Annotated in this window: 27 protein-coding genes and 1 tRNA gene; 5 read left to right on the top strand and 23 right to left on the bottom strand. The window is 57.6% G+C overall.

The genetic code is table 11. The annotated features are described in order from the left end of the window. Positions 1-99: 99 nt before the first annotated feature. The 19 genes from nadA to QMX98_RS17425 all read right to left on the bottom strand — a co-directional run bounded on the left by nadA (position 100) and on the right by QMX98_RS17425 (position 15,217). On the bottom strand, positions 100-1,158 hold the full coding sequence (gene nadA / locus QMX98_RS17515; RefSeq protein WP_077748706.1) for a quinolinate synthase NadA: 1,059 nt from the start codon (positions 1,156-1,158) through the stop codon (positions 100-102). A 272-nt stretch (positions 1,159-1,430) separates the two neighbouring features. Continuing rightward, positions 1,431-1,506, bottom strand: a tRNA-Lys gene (locus QMX98_RS17510). Between the two features lie 63 nt (positions 1,507-1,569). Continuing rightward, entirely contained in the window at positions 1,570-2,262 is a 693-nt protein-coding gene (queC, locus tag QMX98_RS17505; protein ID WP_145309231.1) for a 7-cyano-7-deazaguanine synthase QueC, read from the bottom strand. Position 2,263: 1 nt separating this feature from the next. Next, the gene (gene queE, locus QMX98_RS17500; RefSeq protein ID WP_077748728.1) at positions 2,264-2,911 is read right to left on the bottom strand and encodes a 7-carboxy-7-deazaguanine synthase QueE; all 648 of its coding nucleotides are present in this window, start codon (positions 2,909-2,911) and stop codon (positions 2,264-2,266) included. Between the two features lie 167 nt (positions 2,912-3,078). Then, positions 3,079-3,918 carry a tol-pal system protein YbgF gene (ybgF, locus tag QMX98_RS17495; RefSeq protein WP_282411147.1) on the bottom strand — a complete coding sequence of 280 codons (840 nt, stop codon included), beginning with the start codon at positions 3,916-3,918 and terminating at the stop codon, positions 3,079-3,081. A gap of 6 nt (positions 3,919-3,924) precedes the next feature. Next, positions 3,925-4,422: a peptidoglycan-associated lipoprotein Pal gene (pal, locus tag QMX98_RS17490; RefSeq protein WP_003178634.1), complete on the bottom strand. Its 498-nt coding sequence runs from the start codon at positions 4,420-4,422 to the stop codon at positions 3,925-3,927. A gap of 52 nt (positions 4,423-4,474) precedes the next feature. Then, positions 4,475-5,743 (bottom strand): Tol-Pal system beta propeller repeat protein TolB, encoded by a 1,269-nt coding sequence (gene tolB, locus QMX98_RS17485; RefSeq protein ID WP_187699818.1) that lies wholly within the window; start codon positions 5,741-5,743, stop codon positions 4,475-4,477. Positions 5,744-5,772: 29 nt separating this feature from the next. Then, a complete protein-coding gene (gene tolA / locus QMX98_RS17480; protein ID WP_010457470.1) occupies positions 5,773-6,852 on the bottom strand; it encodes a cell envelope integrity protein TolA in 1,080 nt (359 codons plus the stop codon). Then, the gene (gene tolR / locus QMX98_RS17475) at positions 6,852-7,304 is read right to left on the bottom strand and encodes a protein TolR (RefSeq protein ID WP_161807482.1); all 453 of its coding nucleotides are present in this window, start codon (positions 7,302-7,304) and stop codon (positions 6,852-6,854) included. Before tolR ends, tolA begins: the two co-directional genes overlap by 1 nt. A gap of 23 nt (positions 7,305-7,327) precedes the next feature. Continuing rightward, complete coding sequence (gene tolQ, locus QMX98_RS17470; RefSeq protein ID WP_008147369.1) at positions 7,328-8,023, bottom strand: protein TolQ; 696 nt, start codon at positions 8,021-8,023, stop codon at positions 7,328-7,330. Then, positions 8,013-8,480 carry a tol-pal system-associated acyl-CoA thioesterase gene (gene ybgC / locus QMX98_RS17465; protein ID WP_010457477.1) on the bottom strand — a complete coding sequence of 156 codons (468 nt, stop codon included), beginning with the start codon at positions 8,478-8,480 and terminating at the stop codon, positions 8,013-8,015. The genes tolQ and ybgC overlap by 11 nt, the downstream gene beginning before the upstream one ends. Before the next feature lie 126 nt (positions 8,481-8,606). Continuing rightward, positions 8,607-9,668: a Holliday junction branch migration DNA helicase RuvB gene (gene ruvB / locus QMX98_RS17460; RefSeq protein WP_008147374.1), complete on the bottom strand. Its 1,062-nt coding sequence runs from the start codon at positions 9,666-9,668 to the stop codon at positions 8,607-8,609. After that, positions 9,669-10,283 carry a Holliday junction branch migration protein RuvA gene (gene ruvA / locus QMX98_RS17455; RefSeq protein WP_077748709.1) on the bottom strand — a complete coding sequence of 205 codons (615 nt, stop codon included), beginning with the start codon at positions 10,281-10,283 and terminating at the stop codon, positions 9,669-9,671. A 115-nt stretch (positions 10,284-10,398) separates the two neighbouring features. Next, positions 10,399-10,923: a crossover junction endodeoxyribonuclease RuvC gene (ruvC, locus tag QMX98_RS17450; RefSeq protein WP_282411146.1), complete on the bottom strand. Its 525-nt coding sequence runs from the start codon at positions 10,921-10,923 to the stop codon at positions 10,399-10,401. A 126-nt stretch (positions 10,924-11,049) separates the two neighbouring features. Continuing rightward, positions 11,050-11,796 (bottom strand): YebC/PmpR family DNA-binding transcriptional regulator, encoded by a 747-nt coding sequence (locus tag QMX98_RS17445; protein WP_282411145.1) that lies wholly within the window; start codon positions 11,794-11,796, stop codon positions 11,050-11,052. Positions 11,797-11,916: 120 nt separating this feature from the next. Continuing rightward, the gene (gene aspS, locus QMX98_RS17440) at positions 11,917-13,692 is read right to left on the bottom strand and encodes an aspartate--tRNA ligase (RefSeq protein WP_042932630.1); all 1,776 of its coding nucleotides are present in this window, start codon (positions 13,690-13,692) and stop codon (positions 11,917-11,919) included. 94 nt (positions 13,693-13,786) lie between these two features. Further along, a complete protein-coding gene (locus QMX98_RS17435) occupies positions 13,787-14,008 on the bottom strand; it encodes a zinc ribbon domain-containing protein (RefSeq protein WP_010457489.1) in 222 nt (73 codons plus the stop codon). Between the two features lie 135 nt (positions 14,009-14,143). Further along, the gene (locus QMX98_RS17430) at positions 14,144-14,482 is read right to left on the bottom strand and encodes a ribbon-helix-helix domain-containing protein (protein WP_010457491.1); all 339 of its coding nucleotides are present in this window, start codon (positions 14,480-14,482) and stop codon (positions 14,144-14,146) included. 264 nt (positions 14,483-14,746) lie between these two features. Next, complete coding sequence (locus QMX98_RS17425; RefSeq protein WP_010457493.1) at positions 14,747-15,217, bottom strand: Dps family protein; 471 nt, start codon at positions 15,215-15,217, stop codon at positions 14,747-14,749. Positions 15,218-15,524: 307 nt separating this feature from the next. On the opposite strand from QMX98_RS17425, the gene QMX98_RS17420 reads away from it, so the two are divergent. Then, positions 15,525-16,127, top strand: a complete 603-nt coding sequence (locus QMX98_RS17420; RefSeq protein ID WP_010457494.1) for a cold-shock protein — start codon at positions 15,525-15,527, stop codon at positions 16,125-16,127. 61 nt (positions 16,128-16,188) lie between these two features. Here the strand turns inward: QMX98_RS17420 and QMX98_RS17415 are convergent, their stop codons facing one another. Continuing rightward, complete coding sequence (locus tag QMX98_RS17415) at positions 16,189-16,395, bottom strand: SlyX family protein (protein ID WP_010457497.1); 207 nt, start codon at positions 16,393-16,395, stop codon at positions 16,189-16,191. Between the two features lie 3 nt (positions 16,396-16,398). Further along, the gene (locus tag QMX98_RS17410) at positions 16,399-16,824 is read right to left on the bottom strand and encodes an HIT domain-containing protein (protein ID WP_042933027.1); all 426 of its coding nucleotides are present in this window, start codon (positions 16,822-16,824) and stop codon (positions 16,399-16,401) included. A gap of 875 nt (positions 16,825-17,699) precedes the next feature. On the opposite strand from QMX98_RS17410, the gene QMX98_RS17405 reads away from it, so the two are divergent. Then, positions 17,700-19,022, top strand: coding sequence for an OprD family porin (locus tag QMX98_RS17405; protein ID WP_282411144.1), 1,323 nt, complete (start codon positions 17,700-17,702; stop codon positions 19,020-19,022). A 240-nt stretch (positions 19,023-19,262) separates the two neighbouring features. Here QMX98_RS17405 and QMX98_RS17400 read toward each other — a convergent pair whose 3' ends face one another. Together QMX98_RS17400 and QMX98_RS17395 are read right to left on the bottom strand one after the other, a co-directional pair. Beyond that, positions 19,263-20,102 carry a mechanosensitive ion channel domain-containing protein gene (locus tag QMX98_RS17400; RefSeq protein ID WP_221107164.1) on the bottom strand — a complete coding sequence of 280 codons (840 nt, stop codon included), beginning with the start codon at positions 20,100-20,102 and terminating at the stop codon, positions 19,263-19,265. Positions 20,103-20,255: 153 nt separating this feature from the next. Then, the gene (locus QMX98_RS17395; protein ID WP_007906601.1) at positions 20,256-20,741 is read right to left on the bottom strand and encodes a YajQ family cyclic di-GMP-binding protein; all 486 of its coding nucleotides are present in this window, start codon (positions 20,739-20,741) and stop codon (positions 20,256-20,258) included. 139 nt (positions 20,742-20,880) lie between these two features. Between QMX98_RS17395 and QMX98_RS17390 the strand changes: the two genes are divergently transcribed. The 3 genes from QMX98_RS17390 to QMX98_RS17380 are packed head-to-tail and all read left to right on the top strand — an operon-like array spanning position 20,881 to position 24,465. Then, positions 20,881-21,798 carry a putative 2-dehydropantoate 2-reductase gene (locus QMX98_RS17390; protein ID WP_282411143.1) on the top strand — a complete coding sequence of 306 codons (918 nt, stop codon included), beginning with the start codon at positions 20,881-20,883 and terminating at the stop codon, positions 21,796-21,798. 45 nt (positions 21,799-21,843) lie between these two features. Beyond that, entirely contained in the window at positions 21,844-23,880 is a 2,037-nt protein-coding gene (locus QMX98_RS17385) for a HAMP domain-containing sensor histidine kinase (protein WP_042933026.1), read from the top strand. A gap of 3 nt (positions 23,881-23,883) precedes the next feature. Continuing rightward, complete coding sequence (locus QMX98_RS17380; RefSeq protein WP_282411142.1) at positions 23,884-24,465, top strand: cob(I)yrinic acid a,c-diamide adenosyltransferase; 582 nt, start codon at positions 23,884-23,886, stop codon at positions 24,463-24,465. Positions 24,466-24,563 lie beyond the last annotated feature (98 nt).

Raw genomic sequence — 24,563 nt, 5'->3', positions numbered from 1 at the left:
CGCGATGGCGGTGCTTCAGTCAACATACATGTGACTGACGCACCGCCATCGCGAGCAGGCTCGCTCCCACAGTTTTGATCCCACAGTTTTTGCGAGTACTTAAGCGTTACCGGCCAGTTTCATCCGAGCAGCCTGGGTGAAATCGAGCATCCGCTTCAACGGCCGAATCGCCTGCGGAATCAACGCCGGATCCACAAAGATCTCGTTCGTCCCCTCCTTCAAGCACTTCAGCGTGCGCTCAAGGGTGTTCATCGCCATCCACGGGCAATGCGCGCAACTGCGGCACGCTGCGCCGTTACCAGCCGTTGGGGCTTCGATGAAGACCTTGTCCGGGCACAGCTGCTGCATCTTGTAGAAGATGCCGCGATCGGTGGCGACGATCAGGGTCTTGTTCGGCAGGCTCTGTGCCGCCGCAATCAACTGACTGGTGGAACCGACGGCGTCCGCCAGTTCGATCACCGAGGTCGGCGACTCCGGGTGCACCAGAATCGCGGCGTCCGGGTACAGCGCCTTCATGTCTTCGAGCTGCTTGGACTTGAACTCTTCGTGAACGATGCAGGCACCGTCCCACAGCAGCATGTCCGCACCGGTCTGGCGCTGGATATAAGTGCCCAGATGCTTGTCCGGGCCCCAGATGATGGTTTCGCCGTTATCCATCAGGCTTTCGACGATCTCCAGCGCGCAGCTGGACGTTACCACCCAATCCGCCCGGGCTTTGACCGCCGCCGAGGTGTTGGCATACACCACCACCGTGCGTTCCGGATGCTGATCGCAGAACGCCGAAAACTCATCCACCGGGCAACCCAGGTCCAGCGAGCAGGTCGCTTCCAGGGTTGGCATGAGAATGCGTTTTTCAGGATTGAGGATTTTCGCGGTTTCGCCCATGAACTTCACACCGGCGACCAGCACAGTCTTGGCCGGGTGAGCACTGCCGAAGCGCGCCATCTCCAGTGAGTCGGAGACGCAACCACCGGTTTCTTCGGCCAGGGCCTGAATCACCGGATCGCAATAGAAGTGAGCAACCAGCACCGCGTCCTGAGCCTTGAGCTCGGCAGCGATGGCGGCACGGTAAAAAGCTTCCTCTTCAACGGTCAGCGGCTTGGGCTGCTTGGCGTCGAGGTGGGCTTGAACCAGAAGGCGTTCGGAAATTTGCGTCATGTTCGCAAGACCTGCAGGCGCTTTCGCGCGAAAGTCGAGTATACACCCGGCTCCGGACCCTTCAGGGTACCGCCGGGAGAGTGAGTATCATCAGGCACGGACATCGGTGAGGCTGCGCAAGGCTACAGAATATCCCGTGGATGCAAAAGATGATTCTGACCTGCGTCACGCGGTGCAACCCCGCGTTGAGCCGAGGTCAAATCGCGGACAAAAAAAAATCCGGAAATCCTCACTTGCGTGGGCCTTCCAGACTTTTAAAACTGCTACAAAAATGGTGGGTCGTGTGGGATTCGAACCTACGACCAATTGGTTAAAAGCCAACTGCTCTACCAACTGAGCTAACGACCCGCTGTGTGGTGGCGCGTATAATACTGATTTTTAAGGACTATTCAACACCTAATTTGAAATAAATCAAAAATAAGGTGTTGGGTCGCTCACGCCGGCCGCTGCAAAGCCTTCTGCACGCAGTCGGCAGCTGTCGCATTTGCCGCACGCACGACCATTATCGTCCGCCTGATAGCAGGAAACGGTCAGCCCGTAATCGACCCCCAGCTTCACGCCTGCCTGGACGATCTGTGCCTTGCTGAGGTTCTGCAGTGGCGCCTGGATGCGGAAGCCATTGCCCTCTACACCGGCCTTTGTCGCCAGATTGGCCATGCGCTCGAAGGACTCGATGAATTCGGGACGGCAGTCCGGGTAACCGGAGTAATCCACCGCGTTCACGCCGATGAAGATGTCGCGCGCGCCGAGCACTTCAGCCCAACCCAGCGCCAGAGACAGAAACACCGTGTTGCGCGCCGGCACATAAGTGACTGGAATGCCTTCCCCCAGCTCTTCAGGAATGTCGATGCTGCTGTCGGTCAGTGCCGAGCCGCCCATACCGTTCAAATTGAGGCCGATCACCTTGTGCTCGACCACGCCCAGGTCGCGGGCGACTCGTTCTGCGGCGTGCAACTCTGCTTGAGACCGCTGACCGTAATCGAAGCTCATGGTGTAGCAGCTGTAGCCTTCAGCACGGGCCATGGCCACGACCGTCGCGGAGTCGAGACCGCCGGACAGCAGGATGACCGCACGTTTTTCAGCAGTGTTCAGTTGTTCAGTCATCTCAGCGCCCCGGCTCGTCATTCCAAAGATATTTATGCAGCTGCAATTGCAGACGCACTGGCAGGTTGTCCGCCACCACCCAGTCAGCCAGATCCCGCGCATTCAGGTCATGGTGGCTTGGCGAAAACAGCACTTCGCCCGCACGCGTGTCCAGGCCGTACTGAATCAGCTTGGACACCGCCCAGTCGTAGTCTTCCCGCGAGCAGATGACAAACTTCACCTGGTCGTTGGGCGTGAGCAGTTCGATGTTTTCGTAACGGTTGCGGTGTGCTTCTTTCGAACCCGGGGTTTTCAGGTCGACGACCCGACTGACCCGCGGATCGACCGCCGAGATGTCGAGCGCGCCGCTGGTCTCCAGCGACACTTCGTAACCGGCGTCACACAACTGCTTGAGCAACGGGATGGCATTGGGTTGCGCCAGCGGCTCGCCACCGGTGACACAGACGTAACGCGGACGGAAACCGGCCACTTGCTCGAGGATGTCGTCGAGGGGGCGAATGGTGCCGCCGGTGAACGCGTAGGCGCTATCACAGTATTGGCAACGCAATGGGCAACCGGTCAGGCGCACAAAAACTGTGGGCAGCCCGGCAGTCCGCGTTTCACCCTGCAACGAGTAGAAAACTTCGGTGATTCTCAATGTGTCTTGCATAGTCGCCACGGGCATAACAGCTAAACAGGCTGTCCGCCTCCGTCAGGCACTTCAAGGAACCCCGCCAACGCGCAGATCCCAAAAAGCGTGTTTCAGAAAAAGGGCGTGAATTCTAACGAAAAAACCCGCGACAGGCGCGGGTTTCTTCAAAACGGGTCAAGCGGCCCTTACATTTTTTGCAGATCACGCTGGGCCAGCTGCGCAGCGGAAGTGCCCGGATACTGGGACACAACCTGTTGCAGAATGCCTTTGACCTTGTCGGTGTGACCGAGGCGGCGTTCTACATCAGCCAGCTTGTACAGCGAATCAGGCACTTTGGGGTGCTTGGGGTATAGCTGCGAAACCTTGGCAAATGCCTGACCTGCACCTTGCAGATCGCCTTTGGCCAAATTGACTTCGCCCAACCAGTATTGGGCATTGCCCGCGTACTGGCTGTTCGGGTACTTGCGCAGGAATGCGGCAAAAGCCTGACTGGCCTTGTCGAAGTCCTTGGCTTTGATCAGGTCGAAGGCTGCATCGTAATACAGTTTTTCCTTCGCCGGATCAGCCGGTTCGCTACCCGCAGCAGGTGCTTGAGCGGCGGTCGCTCCTGCACCTGCGCCAGCGGCGGCACCGGGGGCATTCAAACTGCCACCGGTGGAAGAATTATCAGGAGTCGCGGCTGGTGCAACGCCGGTTCCTATGCGCCGATCAAGATCCTGATATCGCTCCAGGCTCTCTTGCTTCATGCGCGCTACATCATTCTGCAGAACTTCGATCACACCCTGTTGGCGTGAAATCTGCTCCTGCATGGATTGCAATTGGTTGAACAGCTCGCCCTGTGCCGAGACAGGGGTCGAAACCCCTCCCCCGGCATAGGCGCCGTTCGTACCGTAACCCGCAGGCGGATTGCTACTCCCGCTATTGTTATAGCCGGAGTCGTTATCGACCACAGGAACCGCAGCCCACACCGCGAGCGGTGCGAGGCTGAGAGCCAAAACAGTTACAGCACGACGGCACGTTCGCATGACGAATTACTTACGCAGTTCGACGCGACGGTTTTGAGCCCAGGACTGCTCGTCGTTGCCGGTAGCAACTGGACGCTCTTCGCCGTAGGAAACCAGTTCCAGCTGAGCTGGGGAAACACCTTGCAGTACCAGGTAACGCTGAACGGCTTTCGCACGACGCTCGCCCAGTGCCATGTTGTACTCACGAGTACCACGTTCGTCGGTGTTGCCTTCCAGAACAACGCGAGCGCCGTTTGCTTTCAGGTCTTTGGCGTGAACGTCCAGAGCGCGCATGGCTTCTGGCTTCAGGTCCGAGCTGTCGTATTCGAAGTAGAAGGTAGTGATTGCGCGCAGAGCAGCTTCTTCGCTCAGGGAGCCATCAACGGCACCAGTGTTAGCGCCGTAACCAGCGTTTGGATCAACAGCGCCTTCACCGGCATTGTCGCCGCCTTTGGACGAGCAACCTACAGCTACAGCCATGGCCAGAGCCAGCGCAGCAAATTTACCAAACTTCAGCATTTCCATCGTGAAACTCCTAATGAACCCCAGTGTGTTAAGTAAAACGTGTAGCGCCGCGTCAGTTCAGGTAAGGGGACCAGGAAGGTTCTCTGACTTCGCCTTGTGCGGTAGGAAGCGGGAGCCTTACGCGTCCATTAATGGACACGAGCATCAAGACTCCCCGGCCCTGCTGGCGGGTGGCGTAGATTACCATGGTGCCGTTGGGCGCAACAGTAGGCGACTCGTCCAGAGTGCTATCAGTGAGGATCTTTACACTACCGCGCTGCAAATCCTGGGCCGCCACCTTGAAATTAGTGAAGCCATCCTGGCGGTGAATCATCACCAGGGTCTTTTCATCAGCCGAAAGTTTAGGGTTGGCGTTGTAGTTACCAATAAAGGTCACGCGTTCCGCACCGCCACCACCGACGCTGGTTTTGTAGATCTGTGGCTTGCCGCCACGGTCGGAGGTGAAGTAGATGGTCGAACCATCCTTGCCCCAGAACGGTTCGGTGTTGATGCCGGGACCATTGGTGACGCGAGAGATCTGACGCGAGCCCAGGTTCATCACGTAGATGTCCGGGTTACCGTCTTTCGACAGTACGAATGCCAGGCGATTGCCATCCGGCGACCAGGCAGGCGCGCCATTGAGGCCTTCGAAGTTGGTGATCTGCTCACGGCGACCGGTGTCGATGTTCTGCATGAAGATACGCGGACGCTTCTGCTCGAACGAAACGTAAGCGATGCGCTTGCCGTCCGGTGCGAAACGCGGCGACAGGATCGGCTCGCGCGATTGCAGCAGAGTCACGGCGCGGGCACCGTCATAGTCCGAGCGTTGCAGCGTGTAGCGCGTGTTCTTCTCGGAGAAACGTTCGGCCGTCACGTACAGCAGGCGTGTCGAGAACGCACCTTTGATACCGGTGAGTTTTTCGAACGACTGATCGGCGATGTAGTGCGCCATGTCACGCAGTTGATCGACGCTGCCCGACACGCTGCCGGTCAGCACTTGCTGTTCGGTGGCGACGTTGAACAGAGCGTATTGAACCTGCAGGCGACCGCCCGCTGGAACGATGCTGCCGACCATAATGTACTGAGCGTTGATCGCCTTCCAGTCACGGAAAATGATTTCGCTGGCCTGGCTCGGCTGGCTGATCATGTTCTGCTTTGGAATCGGCGCGTAGTAACCCGAGTTGCGCAGGTCGTTGCCGATGATTTCGGCCATGTCATCCGGCAGCACGGTGCCGCCCTGGAAACCGAATGGCACTACGGCAATTGGAGTTGCCTGGGAGCTACCACTGCTGACCAGGATATTTTTTTCATCTGCTGTGGCCAGTCCTGCAAAGCAGAACATGACGACAAGCAGTCCTCGAAGAAGGTTTCTCACAAGGCTAGATCCTCAGGTGTGAATGTCATCTTGAATGAACGATAGGGTGCGAAATCAGCTGGCTTCAGACCCTGCATTTCGGTCAATCGACCAATATTTTTTACCGCCGCTACCGCTGAACTGTCGAACGGTACATCACCGCTGGACTTGGCAACCGATACGCCGGAGATTGTTCCATCAGGCAGCATGTTGATTTGCAGAATCACTTTCATGCCCTTGCGGGCCGACGGTGGCTGCGCCCAACCTTCGGAAGCACGCGAGCGAATCAAATCGTCGAAGTTACCCGCGACTTCATCACCCGTTTCATCCGCCAAGGCCTGCTGACGCTCCGTCGTGTCGGAAAGCAGATCGGCCAGGGCCTGAGCTTTTTTCTCATCGACGGATTTACGCGCCGCTTCCTGCGATTTTTTCTTCGCAGCATCGGCAGCAGCTTTCTTCTTCGCGTCTTCGGCGACTTTCTTCTTCGCCTCTTCAGCTTCGGATTTCTTCTTGGCGTCTTCCGCGGCTTTCTTCTTCGCGTCTTCGACAATCTTTTTCTTGGCTTCTTCAGCGGCCGCTTTCTTGGCCTCTTCTTCAGCCGCTTTCTTGGCTTCTTCTTCAGATTTCTTCTTGGCTATATCAGCCAATTGTTTCTCTTCGGCCTTTTTGGCTTCGGCGGTCTTCTTCGCTTCATCGGCTTTCTTGGCTTCATCAGCCTTTTTTGCCTCTTCCGCTTTCTTGGTCTCGTCGGCCTTCTTGGATTCTTCGGCTTTTTGAGCCGCATCTTCCTTCTTTTGTTCCGCGGCCTTGATCGCTTCCTGTTCGATCTTTTTCTGTTCCATCTGTTCGACTTCGGTCTGACGCGCGGCGGATTTCTTCGCCTCACCCGCAATCTTCTGATTGGTCTGGGTGGTCGCCTGACTTTTCGATTTCAGTTGGTACAAGGTCGCCTGGACAATCGGCTTGGCCGGCGGCAACTCCGGTGTGAAGGCGAAACTGACGAACAGCATGCCGAACACCAGCACGTGCAAGACAATCGCCAGGACACTAGGCCAGAAGTAGCTTTCCGAGGCGGACGGCTCTCGCATTTGCTGCATCAGGGTGCCTCGGTAATCAAGCCAACATTACCGACCCCGGCTTTCTGCAACCCGCCCATGGCGCCCATCACGGAACCGTAATCGACGGTCTTGTCACCGCGGATGAACACCTGGGTGCGCTTGCCGCCTTCAGTACCGGCGCGAATGATCTTGGTCACCGCGTCAGTCATCTGCGGCAAGGTCATGGCCTTGTCCTGTTGCTTTTCAGTGTCGACTTCGCTGCCAAGGTTCCAGTAGTAGGTCTTGTCAGCCTTGATCGAAATGGTCAGGACCTGGGTGTTGTTGTCCTGCGGCAAGGCTTCGCTGGAAACCTTGGGCAGATCAACTTTCACGCCCTGATTGAGCATCGGAGCGGTCACCATGAAGATGACCAGCAGCACCAGCATCACGTCGATGTAAGGCACCACGTTCATCTCGGCAACCGGCTTGCGCTTTTTGCGAGCTCGAGCGATTAAAGCCATTGGAAATTACCTGCTTATTCTTCGCTGGTGTGCACTTTGCGGTGCAGGATCGCCTGGAATTCATCGGCGAAGGTGTAGTAACGGCCCAGCAGGGTTTCACTGCGAGCAGCGAAACGGTTGTAAGCGATAACGGCCGGGATGGCTGCGAACAGGCCGATCGCGGTAGCAATCAGTGCTTCGGCGATACCCGGAGCCACGGTGGCCAGGGTCGCTTGCTGGGCAGTGGCCAGGCCACGGAAGGAGTTCATGATCCCCCAGACCGTACCGAACAGACCGATGTACGGGCTGACGGAACCGACGGTAGCGAGGAACGGCAGGCTCTGTTCGAGCTTTTCTTCTTCGCGGGAAATGGCGACGCGCATGGCACGGGCCACTCCTTCCATGACCGCTTCCGGGTCAACGCCTGGCTGCTGACGCAGACGGGAGAATTCCTTGAAACCGGCACGGAAGATCTGCTCGACGCCCGAATCCGGGTCCGGGTTGCTACCGGCCTGACGGTAGAGTTTGGACAGGTCGATGCCGGACCAGAAGCGCTCTTCAAAGCTCTCCAGGGCACGTCGACCGGCGCGCAGCAGGTTGCTGCGCTGAAAGATCATGATCCATGAGGTCACCGATGCGGCTACCAGGATCAGCATTACCAGTTGCACCACGATACTGGCATTGCTGACCAGGCTCCACATGGAGGAATGGTCGACGACGTTAGCTTCCACGCTTTATCTCCTGCTTTGAGTGTGTACCCGCGCCGCTCACGTCGGCAAAGGCCGCACGTAGAGCTTCGGGAATGGCCCGGGGTTTTAAACTTTCAGTGCGCACACAGGCCACCAGAAACTGCCCTTCGCAGAGCAGCGCATTATCCGTGGCTCGCCTGACCTGCTGTTTGAAGCGCAGGCTGACACGGTTCAATTCGATTACTTCAGCGCTTACCAGAAGTTCGTCGTCCAGTCGCGCCGGCGCGTGATAACGCGCTTCGCTGGAATGCACGACAAACAACAGGTCCTCTCCTGCCAGCTGGGACTGGGCAAAGCCCAGATCCCGGAGCCGCTCGGTTCGAGCCCGTTCCATAAACTTGAGGTAATTGACGTAATACACGATGCCGCCCGCATCGGTGTCCTCGTAATAAACGCGACAACGAAGTGCGAAAGGCTCAAGCCCGTTTTGCGCGCGCATACTCTAGTGCTTACTCCTCAGGTTGCCAATCCGGCCAGGCAACTGTTTTTCATTGATTCGCGGCTTTCTGGCAAAAGCACGGTCCTAGGACCGCGCAAATCCCGAATAAATCGGCCCGAAAGGTGATTAATCGTCTACCGCATCGAGGAACTCGTCTACAACGGGCATCTCGCCCAATCGTGACGGAATGTTTAAACCGAAGTGCAGATACGCGTGCCGAGTGACCACTCGCCCCCGCGGCGTGCGCATGATGTAGCCCTGCTGGATCAAATATGGCTCCAGCACGTCTTCAATGGTGTGACGCTCTTCGCTGATCGCTGCGGCCAGACTGTCCACACCCACCGGCCCACCGTCGAACTTCTCGATCATGGTCAACAGCAGGCGCCGGTCCTGGTGATCGAAGCCACGCTCGTCGACGTCCAGCAGGTTCAAGGCCAGGTCGGCGATCGGTTTGGTGATGTGGCCCTTGGCACGCACTTCGGCGAAATCCCGAACCCTGCGCAACAAACGGTTGGCGATCCGCGGCGTGCCACGGGCACGACGGGCGATCTCAAAGGCGCCCTCCGGGTCCAGCGGCAAGCCGAGGATGTTCGCCGAACGACTGACAATCGTCGCCAGGTCGGCGGTGTTGTAGAACTCCAGGCGCTGGACGATGCCAAAGCGGTCGCGTAACGGGTTGGTCAGCATGCCGGCCCGCGTCGTCGCCCCCACCAGGGTGAACGGCGGCAGATCCAGTTTGATCGAGCGCGCAGCCGGCCCTTCACCAATCATGATGTCGAGCTGGAAATCTTCCATGGCCGGGTACAGCACTTCCTCGACGATCGGCGAGAGCCGATGGATTTCATCGATAAACAGCACGTCGTGGGGCTCAAGGTTGGTCAACAGCGCCGCCAGATCACCCGGGCGCTCAAGCACCGGGCCCGAAGTGCTCTTGATCGACACGCCCATTTCCTGGGCGATGATGTTGGCCAGGGTGGTTTTACCCAGACCCGGCGGGCCGAAAATCAGCGTGTGATCCAGGGACTCGTTACGCCCGCGTGCGGCCTGGATGAACAACTCCATTTGCTCGCGAACGGTCGGCTGGCCAATGTACTCGGCCAGGCTGACGGGGCGAATCGCCCGGTCCTGGACTTCCTCGCGGTCGCGAGGGCCGGGCGTGGCGGCAATCAGACGATCAGCTTCAATCACTTAGATCATTCCCTTCAGGGCACGACGAATCATGTCTTCACTGCTCAAACCTTTCTCCTTGATCGCGGAAATCGCCTTGCTGGCTTCCTGCGGCTTGTAGCCCAGGGATATCAGCGCGCTGACCGCGTCATTTTCGGCGGTGGCAACCGGCGCCACATCAGGCCCGCCCGGCTGGTTCGGCACCAGGGCGAACATCGCCGGCACGGTTTCCCAAGCCTTGAACCGGTCCTTGAGTTCCACCAGTAAACGCTCGGCCGTCTTTTTGCCCACGCCCGGCACCTTGGTCAGCGCCGAGGTGTCCTGGGATTGCACGCAACGGACCAGCTCATCCACTTCCAGGCTCGACATCAATGCCAGGGCCAATTTCGGCCCCACACCATTGAGACGGATCAACTCGCGAAAAAAGTCTCGCTCACGCTTGCCGAAGAAGCCATAGAGTAACTGCGCGTCTTCACGTACGACCAAATGGGTGTGCAAGGTCAGTGGTTCACCGACCGACGGCAAGCGATAGAGCGTGGTCATGGGCACTTCCAGCTCATACCCCAGACCGTTTACATCCAGAATCAGGTGCGGCGGCTGTTTCTCAGCCAGTGTGCCGCGCAAGCGTCCAATCACGTTTCAGATCCTTGAGCGTTGGCCAGATCAATGACTGGCGACTGACAGAACAAGGGGTTTGCGCCGACAACACAGGCGCAAAACCCTCATTCGCTAAAAATGATTGCTGATGCTATCAGAGACGCAGGCGCCCGCCACGACTGCGTGCCGTTCCCAGGCCATGGGGCAACAGGCTGGAACGGGTATGCGCGTGGCAAATGGCAATGGCCAGGGCATCCGAAGCATCGATTTGCGGCTTGCTGGTCAATTTCAGCATGTGCATGACCATCATCTGCACTTGCTCTTTATTGGCGGCACCGGTGCCGGTCACTGCTTGTTTGACCTGGGTTGCGGTGTACTCAGCGATTTCCAGGCTTTCTTCGGCACCCGCCACGATCGCGGCGCCCCGGGCCTGACCAAGCTTGAGGGCAGAATCGGCATTGCGCGCCATAAAGACTTTTTCGATGCCCATGGTCACCGGGCAGTAGGTCTGGATGACTTCACGCACACCGCGATAGACGATTTGCAGACGCTCATGCAGTTCGCCGGACCCGGTGCGAATGCAGCCCGACGCCACATACACGCAACCACGCCCGGTATCGCGTACCACGCCATAACCGGTGATGCGCGAACCGGGGTCGATACCAAGAATTAAAGTCATAACGCCTGCAGCTCAAAAATGATGCCTGCCGGCAATTGCTTGCTCGGCGTAAAGGCAGAAGCCGGACATGCCTGGCGGTAAAACATCACCGCCTGCACTTCCGGCTTCAAGAGTATTGCAGATCAATCAACCCAGCTGTGCGGCCACCGACTCTGGAATATCCGCGTTGGAGTAGACGTTCTGCACGTCATCCAGGTCTTCAAGCATGTCGATCAGCTTGAGCACCTTCTCGGCGCCTTCCAGGTCCAGTTCAGCGCTGGTGGTCGGCAGCATCACGATTTCCGCATCATCACCTTTGAAACCTGCCGCTTCCAGCGCGTTACGCACGGAGTAGAAGCCGGCGAACGAGGTGAACACGTCAATCGAACCGTCTTCATGGGTGACCACGTCATCGGCGTCAGCTTCCATGGCCGCTTCCATCAGCGCGTCTTCATCGACACCTGGCGCGTAGGAAATCTGCCCCTTGCGCTCAAACAGATAAGCCACCGAACCGTCGGTCCCCAGGTTGCCACCGCACTTGCTGAACGCATGGCGAACAGCAGCTGCGGTGCGGTTACGGTTATCGGTCATGCACTCGACCATCACCGCCACGCCACCCGGGCCGTAGCCTTCGTAGGTCAGTTCGACCATGTCGTCGGTATCGGCTGCACCGGCACCGCGGGCGACTGCGCGATCAATGATGTCGCGGCTCATGTTCGCACCAAGCGCCTTGTCCAGCGCCAGGCGCAGGCGCGGGTTGGAACCCGGATCACCGCCGCCCTGACGGGCCGCAACGGTCAGCTCACGAATCCACTTGGTGAAAATCTTGCCCTTCTTGGCATCCTGACGTTCTTTGCGGTGCTTGATGTTCGCCCACTTGGAATGACCCGCCATATCTCGCTCCGAATTTCTCTTTGAAACATCGCCCGCCGCGCACGTTGTGTCGGCCAGCAACAAAAAATCTCGACCTAAAGAAAAGGCGCATCCCGGAAGGATGCGCCTTTGCGGTCAGCTTTACTCAGCCTTTGGTGTTTCGCGCAGACGAATGTGCAGTTCGCGCAATGCCTTGGCATCTACAGCACCCGGTGCCTGAGTCATGACGTCAGCCGCGCTCTGGGTTTTCGGGAAAGCGATCACTTCACGAATCGACTGGGCGCCGGTCATCAGCATGACCAGACGGTCCAGGCCGAAAGCCAGGCCACCGTGCGGCGGCGCGCCGTATTTCAGGGCGTCGAGCAGGAAGCCGAACTTCTCTTCCTGTTCCGCTTCATTGATACCCAACAGGCGGAACACGGTCTGCTGCATTTCCTTGCGGTGGATACGGATCGAACCGCCACCCAGCTCGGTGCCGTTCAGAACCATGTCGTAGGCACGGGACAGAGCGATCGCCGGGTTGGCTTCCAGTTCTTCCGGGGTGCACTTCGGCGCGGTGAACGGGTGGTGCAAGGCGGTGAAGCTGCCGTCGTCGTTCTCTTCGAACATCGGGAAGTCGACAACCCACATCGGCGCCCACTTGCAGGTCAGCAGGTCCAGGTCGTTGCCGACCTTGATCCGCAGCGCGCCCAGGGCTTCGCTGACGATCTTGGCTTTGTCGGCGCCGAAGAACACGATGTCGCCATCGACCGCGCCAACACGATCGAGGATCACGTTGAGGTTGGCTTCAGGGATGTTCTTGACGATTGGCGACTGCAGGCCTTCAACACCTTTGGCGCGCTCGTTGACCTTGATGTACGCCAGGCCCTTGGCACCGTAGATGCCGACGAACTTGGTGTAGTCGTCGATCTGCTTGCGCGGCATGCTCGCAGCGCCTGGAACGCGCAGGGCGGCAATACGGCACTTCGGGTCGTTGGCCGGGCCGCTGAACACCTTGAAGTCGACGTCTTTCAGCTGGTCTTCAACGTCAACCAGTTCCAGCGGGTTGCGCAGGTCAGGCTTGTCGGAACCGTAACGACGCATGGCTTCTTCGAAGGTCATGTGCGGGAAGTCGCCGAACTCCAGGTCCAGCACTTCCTTGAACAGGTTGCGGATCATTTGTTCGGTGATGGCCATGATCTCTTTTTCATCGAGGAAGCTGGTCTCGATGTCGATCTGGGTGAATTCCGGCTGACGGTCGGCGCGCAGGTCTTCGTCGCGGAAGCACTTGGCAATCTGGTAGTAACGGTCGAAGCCGGCGACCATCAACAGTTGTTTGAACAGCTGCGGCGATTGCGGCAAGGCGAAGAAGCTACCGGCGTGGGTACGGCTCGGCACCAGGTAGTCGCGAGCGCCTTCTGGCGTGGCACGGGTCAGGATCGGCGTCTCGACGTCGAGGAAGCCGTTTTCGTCGAGGAAGCGACGGATGCTGGTGGTCATGCGCGAACGCAGACGCAGCTTCTCGAGCATTTCCGGGCGACGCAGGTCGAGGAAGCGATAGCGCAGGCGGGTTTCTTCACCGACGTCGGAGAACTCGTTCAGCGGGAACGGCGGGGTTTCCGACTCGTTCAGCACTTCCAGTTCATAGCCCAGCACTTCGATCATGCCCGACGCCATGTTGGCGTTGGTGGCACCCGCCGGACGCAGGCGAACCTTGCCGGTGATCTTCACGACGTATTCGCTGCGCACGCGATCGGCGGCGGCGAAGCTCTCGGCGCGGTCCGGGTCGAAAACCACCTGGGCCAGACCATCACGATCACGAATATCGAGGAAAATCACCCCACCGTGGTCACGGCGACGGTGCACCCATCCGCAAAGGGTAATTTCCTGGCCTTCCAGGGCTTCGTTCAGTTGGCCGCAATAATGGCTGCGCATCATGGTAGTGGTTTCACTTCTCGTAATCGAAATTCGGTTGGAGGCCTTGCAGGTGTTGCAAGAGCTCGCGCGTGTCGTTCAACTCAGGTTCCAGACCTTAGTCAGCTTTGTCGCCGCCGGCCAGATTCTTCTTGGAACCGGTCTTGAAATCGGTTTCGTACCAGCCGGTGCCGCTCAGGCGGAAGCCCGGCATGGACAGCATCTTTTTAAGCTCTGGCGCCTGGCAGGCAGGGCAGTCGACCAGCGGTGCTGCGCTGATCTTTTGAATGGCTTCCAACTGATGACCACAGGAAGCACATTGATAGTCGTACATCGGCATGGGGGTTGTCTCGGCGATCAGATTGCTACCGCGCACGCTGGGTTTTGCGGCAAAGAGCGGGATTATATCCATTAAATGCAGCCTGTGCAGCCGTAAGACTGCACAGACTGACACTCTGTCCGATCACCTGCGTGGCTAGGGCATTGCGACGCTGCCCCCTTCTTTCAGGCTGTGCACGACGCAGACAACCCGCACCAGCCCGGTAAAGTTCTTGACCCCGCCATGACGCAAGTGCACTTCGCGATCCACATGGGACAGCAGCGCACTGACCGTACAACAATTGACCTTGGCCATATCGCCCAGAATATCCCAGTACACCTGCTCAAGCCGCAAGCAGGTGGCAAAGCCGTTCAACCGCACCGACCGGGATAAAGGCCGGGCCAGCCCCATATCAAATTCGCTGACAAATGGATCAATCCTTATCTCCTTGACCGGACTGACCCTCCCCTCGCTTCGCCTGTCTTCGTAATCCATATCGTTGACACTCCTTTGTCATCCTTGCCTTCTGTAAGAGCACTCTCCGTGGCCCTATAAAAGCGCAGGCGCAAAGGTATATCCAGATGACTTTATGACCATCGACGTAGGATAAGCCAACAACTGAAGGGCGATCATGGAGAGCGTCCTAGGCCGGCTATTTTCCTACGCCGCCAGACGATTTTTAACGAGCTTAAAAGCGATTTGAAGAAGGCAAAAGACCGCGAATAACACCCGACGGGCGTCATTCGCGTAGTGACGATATTACTGATCCAGCAGAGACCGCAGCATCCATGCGGTTTTTTCGTGGACTTGCATGCGCTGGGTCAGCAGGTCAGCCGTCGGCTCGTCGCTGACTTTTTCCAGCAGCGGAAAGATTCCGCGGGCGGTACGGGTGACCGCCTCTTGCCCATCGACAAGCTGCTTGATCATGTCTTCAGCGCTCGGCACACCAGCTTCTTCTTTAATAGAAGACAGCCGCTCATAAATCGAATAGGCGCCGGGGGCAGGAAACCCGAGGGCGCGAATGCGCTCGGCAATCGAATCGACGGCCAGGGCCAACTCGTTGTATTGCTCCTCGAACATCAGGTGCAGGGTCCGAAACATGGGACCTGTGACGTTCCAATGAAAGTTATGGGTTTTCAAATACAGCACATAAGTGTCCGACAGCAGACGCGAAAGCCCGTCAACGATGGACTTGCGGTCCTCTTCACTGATACCGATATCGATTGCCATGTTTTTCCCCTAAAGGTGATGAGTTCATCCAACAGGTGCAGGACCACTCTAGCAAGCCTGCCACCCCCTCGCCGCCCGGGATTGCACAATAACCTGCGACAAATCGCCCCGCGAAGCACCGCTGGACTGCCTGATTTGAGTAGCTGCAGGCTTTGCTGTTAAATAGACCGTGCGTCGCGACCGCCTATTTTTCGGGGGCTGCGCATAGGCTGGTACCGGGTACGTGTCCAACGCCTCTTATTGTTCTGAAGCGAACCGTGCTCCATCAGCTCTTCCTTGTGATCCGTCTTAACGTGAGTTAATCAAAATGTTGAAAATCGTCCACCTGCTAATGGGCGCAGCAGCTTTGCTGCTGTCCTTCATCCCTAGCCTGCAACCCGAAGCTGCTCCTTACCTGCAACAACCCGCTGCGCTGTACCTGGCCTTTTTCGGCCTGCTTAACCTGACCCTCGCTCCGGTTATCCCTTACTGGAACAAAGGTCCTCGTCACCAACTGCAAAACCTGGTCAGCGCCCTGCTGGTCCTGGCCGTCGTCCTGCAAACCCTGACGTTGCTCGCGCCGATGCCTGTCATCGCCGGTCAACCTGCCGTCCTGTTCAGCCTGGTGGCTGCACTGATCGCCGTTCTCCTGCACCTGGCTATCAGCTTCTACAAATCCTCGCCGGCCGCCGCCTCGCCAAGCTACGACATGAGCAACCGCGATACCGGCACCGTCAAGTGGTTCAACACCTCCAAAGGCTTCGGCTTTATTTCCCGTGATTCCGGCGATGATATTTTCGTGCATTTCCGGGCCATTCGTGGCGAAGGTCACCGTGTTCTGGTTGAAGGCCAGCGCGTGGAGTTCTCTGTCATGAATCGTGACAAAGGGCTGCAAGCCGAAGATGTGATCGCTGCATTACCGCGTCGCTGATTCAAGGCTAAAAAAAACCGCGAGCAGCTGAGCTGTTCGCGGTTTTTTATTGCCTGCGGTTTCAATAATGAGGCGGAGGTGCTTCTTCTTCGAAGGTTTCGAACTGCCCGGCCATTTCTTCCTGGCGCTTGAGCAATGCAGCCATCTGCAATTGCAGGCGTTCAACGGCGCGCTGCTGCGTTGCCAGCACATCACTCAATGACTGGATGGTGTCATCCTGAAACGCCAGTTGGCTCTCCAGATCGGTAACGCGATCTTCCAGGCTCATGATTCAACCCTCCAGAAACGTGAAATGTTCGGTTAACAGCAGACGCAGGCGCTCGCGAATGGCCGCAATTTGCGCTGCGCTGTAAGGCACGGCCGGGTGTTTGCCCCAGACCGGGGCTGGCCAGGCGGCGTCCTCACGCTTGCGCACAATGACATGCATGTGCAACTGACTGACGACATTACCCAGCGCCGCGACATTCAGCTTGTCGGCGTCGAACGAATCCTTGAGCAGTTCCGCCAGCGCGGTCGTTTCCTGCCACAGCTGCTGTTGATCTGCGACACCTAACTGAAATATCTCACTGATATCTTCACGGCGTGGCACCAGGATGAACCAGGGGTAGTTCGAATCATTGGATAACAGCAACCGGCAAAGCGGGAAATCGCCAATCGGTAGCGTGTCTTGTTGAAGTCGTGGATCTAAAGCGAACACCGCGCGCACTCCCGCCAGGTCATCATTTTTCAGCTTAGCGCCCATCCTGACAGGCTGCGCACCAAGCGACAGGACGCCAGCATACCCGTGAACGCCACTGCCTTCACGCCGCACGAGCGCCCCTAAATGGGCCTTTTTTGCTCACGGCGCACCATTACAGAACCGCAGACCACGCCAAAAATGCTGAAATGACTGATAACCAATGAAAAGTTCCAGATGAGTCCGTTACCGCACTGTTTGATATCAGCACAGTGATTAAGATTTTTTGCACCAAAACCGCACAGTGCGTCTACGCTGAGTGCGTCAGCATCCGAGAATTACTCAACGAGGGGTGAACCGGTAACATTTTTCGTTGTCACGCTTTCCGTTCCAGTGGTGCAACACCATGCAATGCACGGCGTCAAGCGTACAAAAAACACGCTTGAAGCCCCCGGTTTCATGAGGTTTTTATAGCGACAGGCAGGTTTCCAGAAAAAAACAGCTACAGAATTCTGGTTTGTGCACGCTTGTTGCATTCACACCCACATAGCTTTGGAAGCCTCCGCTGGAAGTGGAAGCCTCAAGGCCAATAAAAATAGCGGCAGGGTTGCCCAATGGAGATTCAAACGTTTCACCAGGGACTCTTTTTAGCGATGCACAAGCCTTGGAAAACAACGTTAAAGTTGCCAATCCGCTTGCGTCGAGGCAGTAAATTTGCGACATCTACCAAGCTGTTTGCGACAGGGTCGTAAAGAAGCTGAAAGGTTAGATACGCAAGTATCGCCAACATGGTCGGCGTGATATAAGTTTGCGCCGACACAAAAAGAAAGAGCCGCCCAGATAATAAAACAGGTGGGACGGCAGTACTCTTCTAAAAACCAAAGGAGCAAATCACGATGCGCGTGATGAAGTGGAGCATGATCGCAGTTGCTGTTGCAGCAGGCACCTCGCAGTTCGCAATGGCCTCTTCCCAGGAAGAATCCAAGGGTTTCTTTGGCGACCAAAGCCTGAAACTCAAAACCCGTTTTGAGTACATGAACCGCGATTTCAAGAACGGTGCAAGCAACAACGCAGACTCCGGCTACCGTCAGGAGTCCGGTATCAGCCAATTGCTGACTTACGAGTCGGGCTTCACTCAAGGCACCGTAGGCTTCGGTCTCGATGCAATGGCAATGGGCGCAGTCAAACTTGACGGCGGTACGGGCCACCGCGGTACCGGTCTGTTCGCAGTCGATAGCGATAACAACCCTGAAAAATCCCAAGGCAAGATTGGCGGTGCAGTTAAACTGCGTCTTTCCGACACTGTCCTGAAATACGGCCAGCAGTTTGTTGCCAGCCCAGTATTCGCTACCGACGACAGCCGTATGCTGCCAGAAGTTGCTACCGGTACCCTGATCACTTCCAAAGAGATCAAAGGCCTGGAACTGAGCGCCGGTCGCTTCACCGCTCTGAGCAAACAAACCGGTATGGGTCGTGACAGCATCGGCGGCCTGCCAGATGAAGATGGCAACCACGGCAAAGGCTTGAGCGACGGCATCAATATCTTCGGCGCCAGCTATGCCTTCACCGACAACTTCACCGGTGCCGTAGCGGCATCGGACGCTGAAGAGTACTTCAAAAAGTACTACGTCAACCTGAACTACACCTTGCCAATCGCTGACAATCAGTCCCTGAACTTCGACCTTAACGGTTACAAAACCAAAGGCGATAAACGTGGTGACCAGGTTGACGCCATCGGCGACGGCACCTTGGGTGTGGACAACAACCTGTGGTCCTTGGCAGCTGCCTATAGCCTGGGCGCTCACAAGTTCACCCTTGCTTACCAGCAGTCCAGCGGCGACAACGCTTACTACTACGGCGTTGACGGCAACAGCACCATCTTCGTTTCCAACTCCATTCAGATCTCCGACTTCGTGGGCCGCGAGGAGAAATCCTATCAAGCTCGCTACGACCTGAACATGGCGACCTACGGCGTTCCTGGTCTGAGCTTCATGACCCGTTACGTAATGGGTGACAACATCAAGACCAATGGTCTGGGTGAAGGCAAGGAAAACGAGTGGAACGTTGAGTCCAAGTACGTTATCCAGGAAGGTCCAGCTAAAGACCTGTCCTTCCGTGCACGTTTCGCTAACTACCGCTCGAACGGCGCGTACAGCGGCTACGCATCCGACAACTATGACACTCGTCTGATCATCGAGTACCCGCTGAGCATCCTGTAATCAGGGTGTAAGACCGGAAGTACCGTAGAGCCTGGCTCTAAGCAAAAACCGCTCACCCTCTCAGGTGGGCGGTTTTTTTATGCCTGCCCGGTGTTAAATTCGCAGGTTAATAACGTTCACACGAACAACAGTAGGCAGCTAACTTTTCTTTAGAGACAGCCACAAAAAAACCCAAGCGTCTTATCGACTCTTGGGTTTTTGCGTTTAACTTGACCGAGCAGCCAAGTAAAAACGTTGTTACTACACTGCTGCTTCCTGAACCACACGAATAACCCGCTGTGGAAACGGAATATCGATACCCGCCGCTTTCAAACGATCACGGGACTGTTCATTGAACATGAACATCACATCCCAGTAATCCGCGGTCTTCACCCAAACACGCAGCGAAACAGTAATCGAACTGTCTCCCAGGGTCGAAATCACGGCTTGTGGTGCAGGTTCTGCCAGGATGCGTTCATCTTTGGCCAAATCCAGCAACACTTCACGGGCCTTCTGCAAGTCCGCTTCGTAGTCCACGCCCACATCAAATACAACTTTGCGGGTTGGCTGACGATTTGTATTGGTAATGATACCGTTCGACAAGTTGCCGTTAGGCACAATGATGGTCTTGTTATCGCCAGTGCGCAGTACGGTGTGGAAAATCTGGATACTGTCGACCGTACCGGCAACGCCTTGGGCTTCGATCCAGTCACCGATGCGGAATGGACGGAACAACAGAATCAGCACGCCGCCGGCAAAGTTTGCCAGGCTGCCCTGCAAGGCCAGACCGATGGCCAGACCCGCCGCACCAATGGCCGCCACGAACGAAGTGGTTTCCACGCCGATCATTGATGCCACGCTGACTACCAGCAAAACCTTGAGAATAATGTTCGCCAGACTGCTGATGAAACCTTGCAGCGCGAGGTCGGCATTACGCAACGCCAGCAGGCCGCCAAGCTTTTGCGCCACCTTGCTGATCAACCACCATCCGACTGCCAGCGTAATGACTGCCAGCAGCACGCGGCTGCCGTACTCCATGATCATCGGGATCCAGGCTTGGGATGCCTTGACCAGGTTGTCCACTTCGGTATTCAAATCCATCTACTTTCTCCTGGGTTAAGCACAATCCGGGTGGGAGCGACGGTGCGGCGATCCGACCTGCTCGCGAAGAGGGCAGATCAGTCGACATCACCAATGAATGACCCACCGCTTTCGCGAGCAGGCTCGCTCCCACAGGGTTCCCGCATTGCTAGGTCAGTCGCGGAAGTTGTTGAACTGCAGCGGCATATCGAAAGTTTTGGCGCGCAGAGCTGCAATCGCCTCCTGCAAATCATCACGTTTCTTACCGGTGATGCGCACTTGCTCGCCCTGAATGGCGGCCTGAACCTTGAGCTTGGCGTCCTTGACGTGAGCGACGATTTTCTTCGCCAGCTCTTTGTCGATGCCCTCCTTGAGGACGGCTTCCTGCTTCATCAGCTTGCCCGACGCGTAGGCATCCTTGACTTCAAGGCACTGCACGTCGATCTTGCGCTTGACCAGGGCCAGCTTGAGGATCTCGATCATTGCTTCGAGCTGGAAGTCAGCCTCGGCGGTCAGGTTGACGGTCAGGTCCTTTTCCTTGAATTCAAAGGTGCCCTTGCCTTTCAGGTCATAACGGCGATCGAGTTCCTTGACGGCGTTCTCGACCGCGTTGGTGACTTCGTGTTTGTCCAGTTCGGATACCACGTCGAACGACGGCATGTAATCTCTCCAATAAAAGGCGCGCTCGATAGCGATGGCGCGCGCTTGGCTTGCGGTTAAAATCGGGCTCATTATAACGGGTCTTTTCCAACCGATACTGCGAGCCTCACATGCCTGTGCCAACCCGAGCAAAAAGCTGATGTCCACCACCTGGCATGTATTGGGCGCCGGCAGCCTCGGCACCTTGTGGGCCACCCGCCTGGCGCGGGCCGGGGTGCCGGTCCGGTTGATCCTGCGCGATGAGCAACGCTTGCAGGCTTATCAGGCGGCCGGAGGGCTGACGCTGGTGGAACACGGCGAAGCCAGCACCTATGACATCCCCGGTGAAACACCCCACGGCAACGAGCCGATCCACCGTCTGCTGGTGGCGTGCAAAGCCTACGATGCCGAAAAGGCCGTGGCGCAACTGGCGCCGCGCCTGGCGCCTGATGCCGAACTGATCCTGTTGCAGAACGGCCTCGGCAGCCAGGACGCCGTCGCCGCGCAGGCTCCCCAAGCGCGTTGTGTATGCGCCTCAAGCACCGAAGGCGCGTTTCGCGATGGCGACTGGCGTGTGGTGTTCGCCGGTCACGGCTACACCTGGCTGGGGGATGCCGGTCATCCGGTCGCGCCGATCTGGCTGGACGACTTGACTGCCGCCGGTATTCCTCACGAATGGAGCACCGACATTCTCACGAGGCTGTGGCGCAAACTGGCGCTCAACTGTGCGATCAATCCGCTGACCGTGCTGCACGATTGCCGCAACGGCGGCTTGCAGGAACACCATTGCGAAGTCGCCACCCTTTGCGTCGAACTGACCGACTTGCTGGAACGCTGCGGTCAGCCGGCAGCCGCCGAGGACCTGCAACAGGAAGTCGAACGGGTGATCCATGCCACCGCGGCCAATTACTCCTCGATGTACCAGGACGTCGCAAGCCAGCGCCGAACCGAAATCAGCTATCTGCTGGGCTATGTCTGCAAAGTGGCCTCGCGGCACCAGTTGAACCTGCCCCACCTCAATCAATTACAGCAGCGGCTGATTGCCCATCTTCAAAGCCTTGGATTGCCCAGCGACTGAGCAGCGGCTACGCTGGCCACTTGTTCCTTTTCAGCGATGAACCTGATGCCATTGCGCCAGCGTCTCGAAAACCTTCCGGTCGGCCAGAAACTGCTGGCCGCCCTGCTCGTGCTGTTGATCACCATCCTGCTGGTCGCCAACCTGACCTTTATCAGCGCCGCGTATTACATCTCTCAGGAAAGCATGGCGCCCCAGGCCTTGCAGACCATCGGCCGACTGGTGTCCAACCCGAGCCTGGTGGCCGACGCCTTGAAGTCGCCGCAAAGCGCGGAACGCCTGCTCAACGAACTCAATAGCTATTCACCGCTGCGGGCGGCGGCCTTGTATGACGGCAAGGGTGAGCGATTGGCGCAATTGCAACATGGCGAGAAGCTGCAACTGCCAGAACGCTATCGGCATATCGAAGCCTGGCAGGCCACCGAGTTTCGCAGCAATCAGATCATCACCCTGCCCCGCCCTGGCACCGCGCCGGGCCACCTGTTGTTGGTGGCCAGCAGTGAACTGCCAATGGCGTTCTACACCGGGACCCTGACTGCCAGCCTGGGCATTCTGATCTTCAGTGTGCTGTTATGGCTGGTGATCGCCCGGCAAATCAAGCGCCTGATTACCCGGCCGATCCATCAGCTCGAAGAACTGTCCCGGCAAGTGACCCGCGAAGAGAACTACGCCCTGCGCGCCTCCCGTGGCAACCACGACGAAATCGGCAGCCTCGCCGAGGCCTTCAACACCATGCTCTCGCGGATCGAAGCCCGGGAGCAGCAGCTCAAACGGGCCCGGGACGATTCCCAGGCGGCTTACGATCAGGCGCAAGGCCTGGCCGAAGAAACCCGCCACACCAATCGCAAGCTGGAACTCGAAGTCCAGGTGCGCAGCAAGATCGAGAAAAAACTTACCGGTTTCCAGAACTACCTCAACAGCATCATCGACTCAATGCCGTCGGCCCTGATCGCCCTTGATGAGCAGCTCTACGTGACCCAGTGGAATCAGGAAGCCAGTGCGCTGTCCGGCACGCGTCTGGACGAAGCCTTGAACCAGCCGATCTTCCTCGCCTTCGAACCCTTGAAGCCATTTCTGCCGCAGCTCAAGCAAACCGTCGAGCAGCACACCGTGGCGAAGATCGAGCGCGTGACCTGGTTCAAGGACGATGAACCCAAGCATTACGCCCTGACCTTCTACCCGCTGATGGGCGGCGCCGGGCGCGGCGTGGTGATCCGGATCGATGACATCACCCAGCGTCTGTCGCTGGAAGAGATGATGGTGCAGTCAGAAAAAATGCTCTCGGTCGGTGGCCTCGCCGCGGGCATGGCCCACGAGATCAACAATCCGTTGGGCGCGATCCTGCACAACGTACAGAACATTCGGCGACGCCTGTCACCTGACTTGCCGAAGAACCTCGAACAGGCTGAGCTAGCCGGCATTTCCCTGGACACGGTCAACAAATACCTGCAATTGCGCGAAGTACCGCAGTTGCTTGATGGCATTCAACAGGCTGGCGCCCGGGCCGCGAAGATTGTCACGCACATGCTCAGCTTCAGCCGCCGCAGCACCCGGCAAATGGCCCCGTGCGACCTGCCGGCGCTGATCGATCAGGCGGTGGAAATCGCCGGTAACGACTTCGACCTGGCCATCGGTTTCGACTTCAAGGGCCAGGCGATCATCCGTCAGTTCGACCCGGCGCTGGGCCCGGTGCCCGGCACGGCCAACGAACTGGAACAAGTGCTGCTCAATTTGTTGAAAAACGCCGCCCAGGCCATTCACCAACGTGAAGACGACAGTGAACCCGGGCGAATCATTCTGCGCACCCGGCTGAATCCGCCGTGGGCCGAAATCCAGGTCGAGGACAACGGTATCGGCATGAGCGAGAACGTGCGCAAACGCACCTTCGAGCCGTTCTTCACCACCAAGGAAATCGGTCAGGGCACAGGCCTTGGCTTGTCGGTCTCGTATTTCATCATCACCAATAACCACAAGGGGCAGATGGAGGTGCAATCGACGCCGGGCCAAGGCACCTGTTTCACTTTGCGCCTGCCGCTGGCCGGTTCCCCCGTCATCTCTCAAGAACTCAATCAGCTATCGAGGTAACCCATGGGCTTTCGCTTGTCGAAGATTTACACCCGCACCGGCGACAAAGGCGAAACCGGGCTCGGCGATGGTCGCCGCGTGCCCAAGGACCACCCGCGGATCGAGGCCATTGGCGAAGTCGATACGCTGAACAGCCAAGTGGGCGTGCTGCTGGCCGGATTGGCCGCAGAAAGTGCTGCAAATCCGGGTTTGAACGAGGTGATTGAGGTTTTGGCGCCTTGCCAGCATCGGTTGTTCGACCTCGGCGGCGAGTTGGCGATGCCGGAGTATCAGGCGTTGAATGCAGCGGAAATCGAACGGCTGGAAACGGCGATCGATCTGTGGAATGAGGAGTTGGGGCCGCTGGAGAATTTCATTCTGCCGGGAGGTTCAGCGCTGATTGCCCAGGCCCATGTGTGCAGAAGCCTGGCGCGCAGCGCGGAGCGGCGGTGTCAGCGTTTGAATGCGATTGAACCGTTGGCCGGGGTTGGCTTGGCGTATATCAATCGGCTGTCGGATGTGTTGTTTGTGGTGGCGAGGGTGATAGCCAAGCGGCAGGGGGTTGCCGAGATTGTTTGGCAGGCGGCTGCTAAACCTCAGGAATAATTGGCGTATTCGAGGACGCTATCGCGAGCAGGCTCGCTCCCACAGTTGACCGAGTTCCTCCAGAAGGAATGCGATCAAAGGTGGGAGCGAGCCTGCTC

It is taken from the genome of Pseudomonas sp. PS02303 (genome assembly GCF_029959925.1).
In the GTDB taxonomy this organism is placed as follows: Bacteria; Pseudomonadota; Gammaproteobacteria; order Pseudomonadales; family Pseudomonadaceae; genus Aquipseudomonas; species Aquipseudomonas mandelii.
Note: the sequence above shows the minus strand (reverse complement) of the source record. Positions and strands in the feature narration are given on the sequence as shown.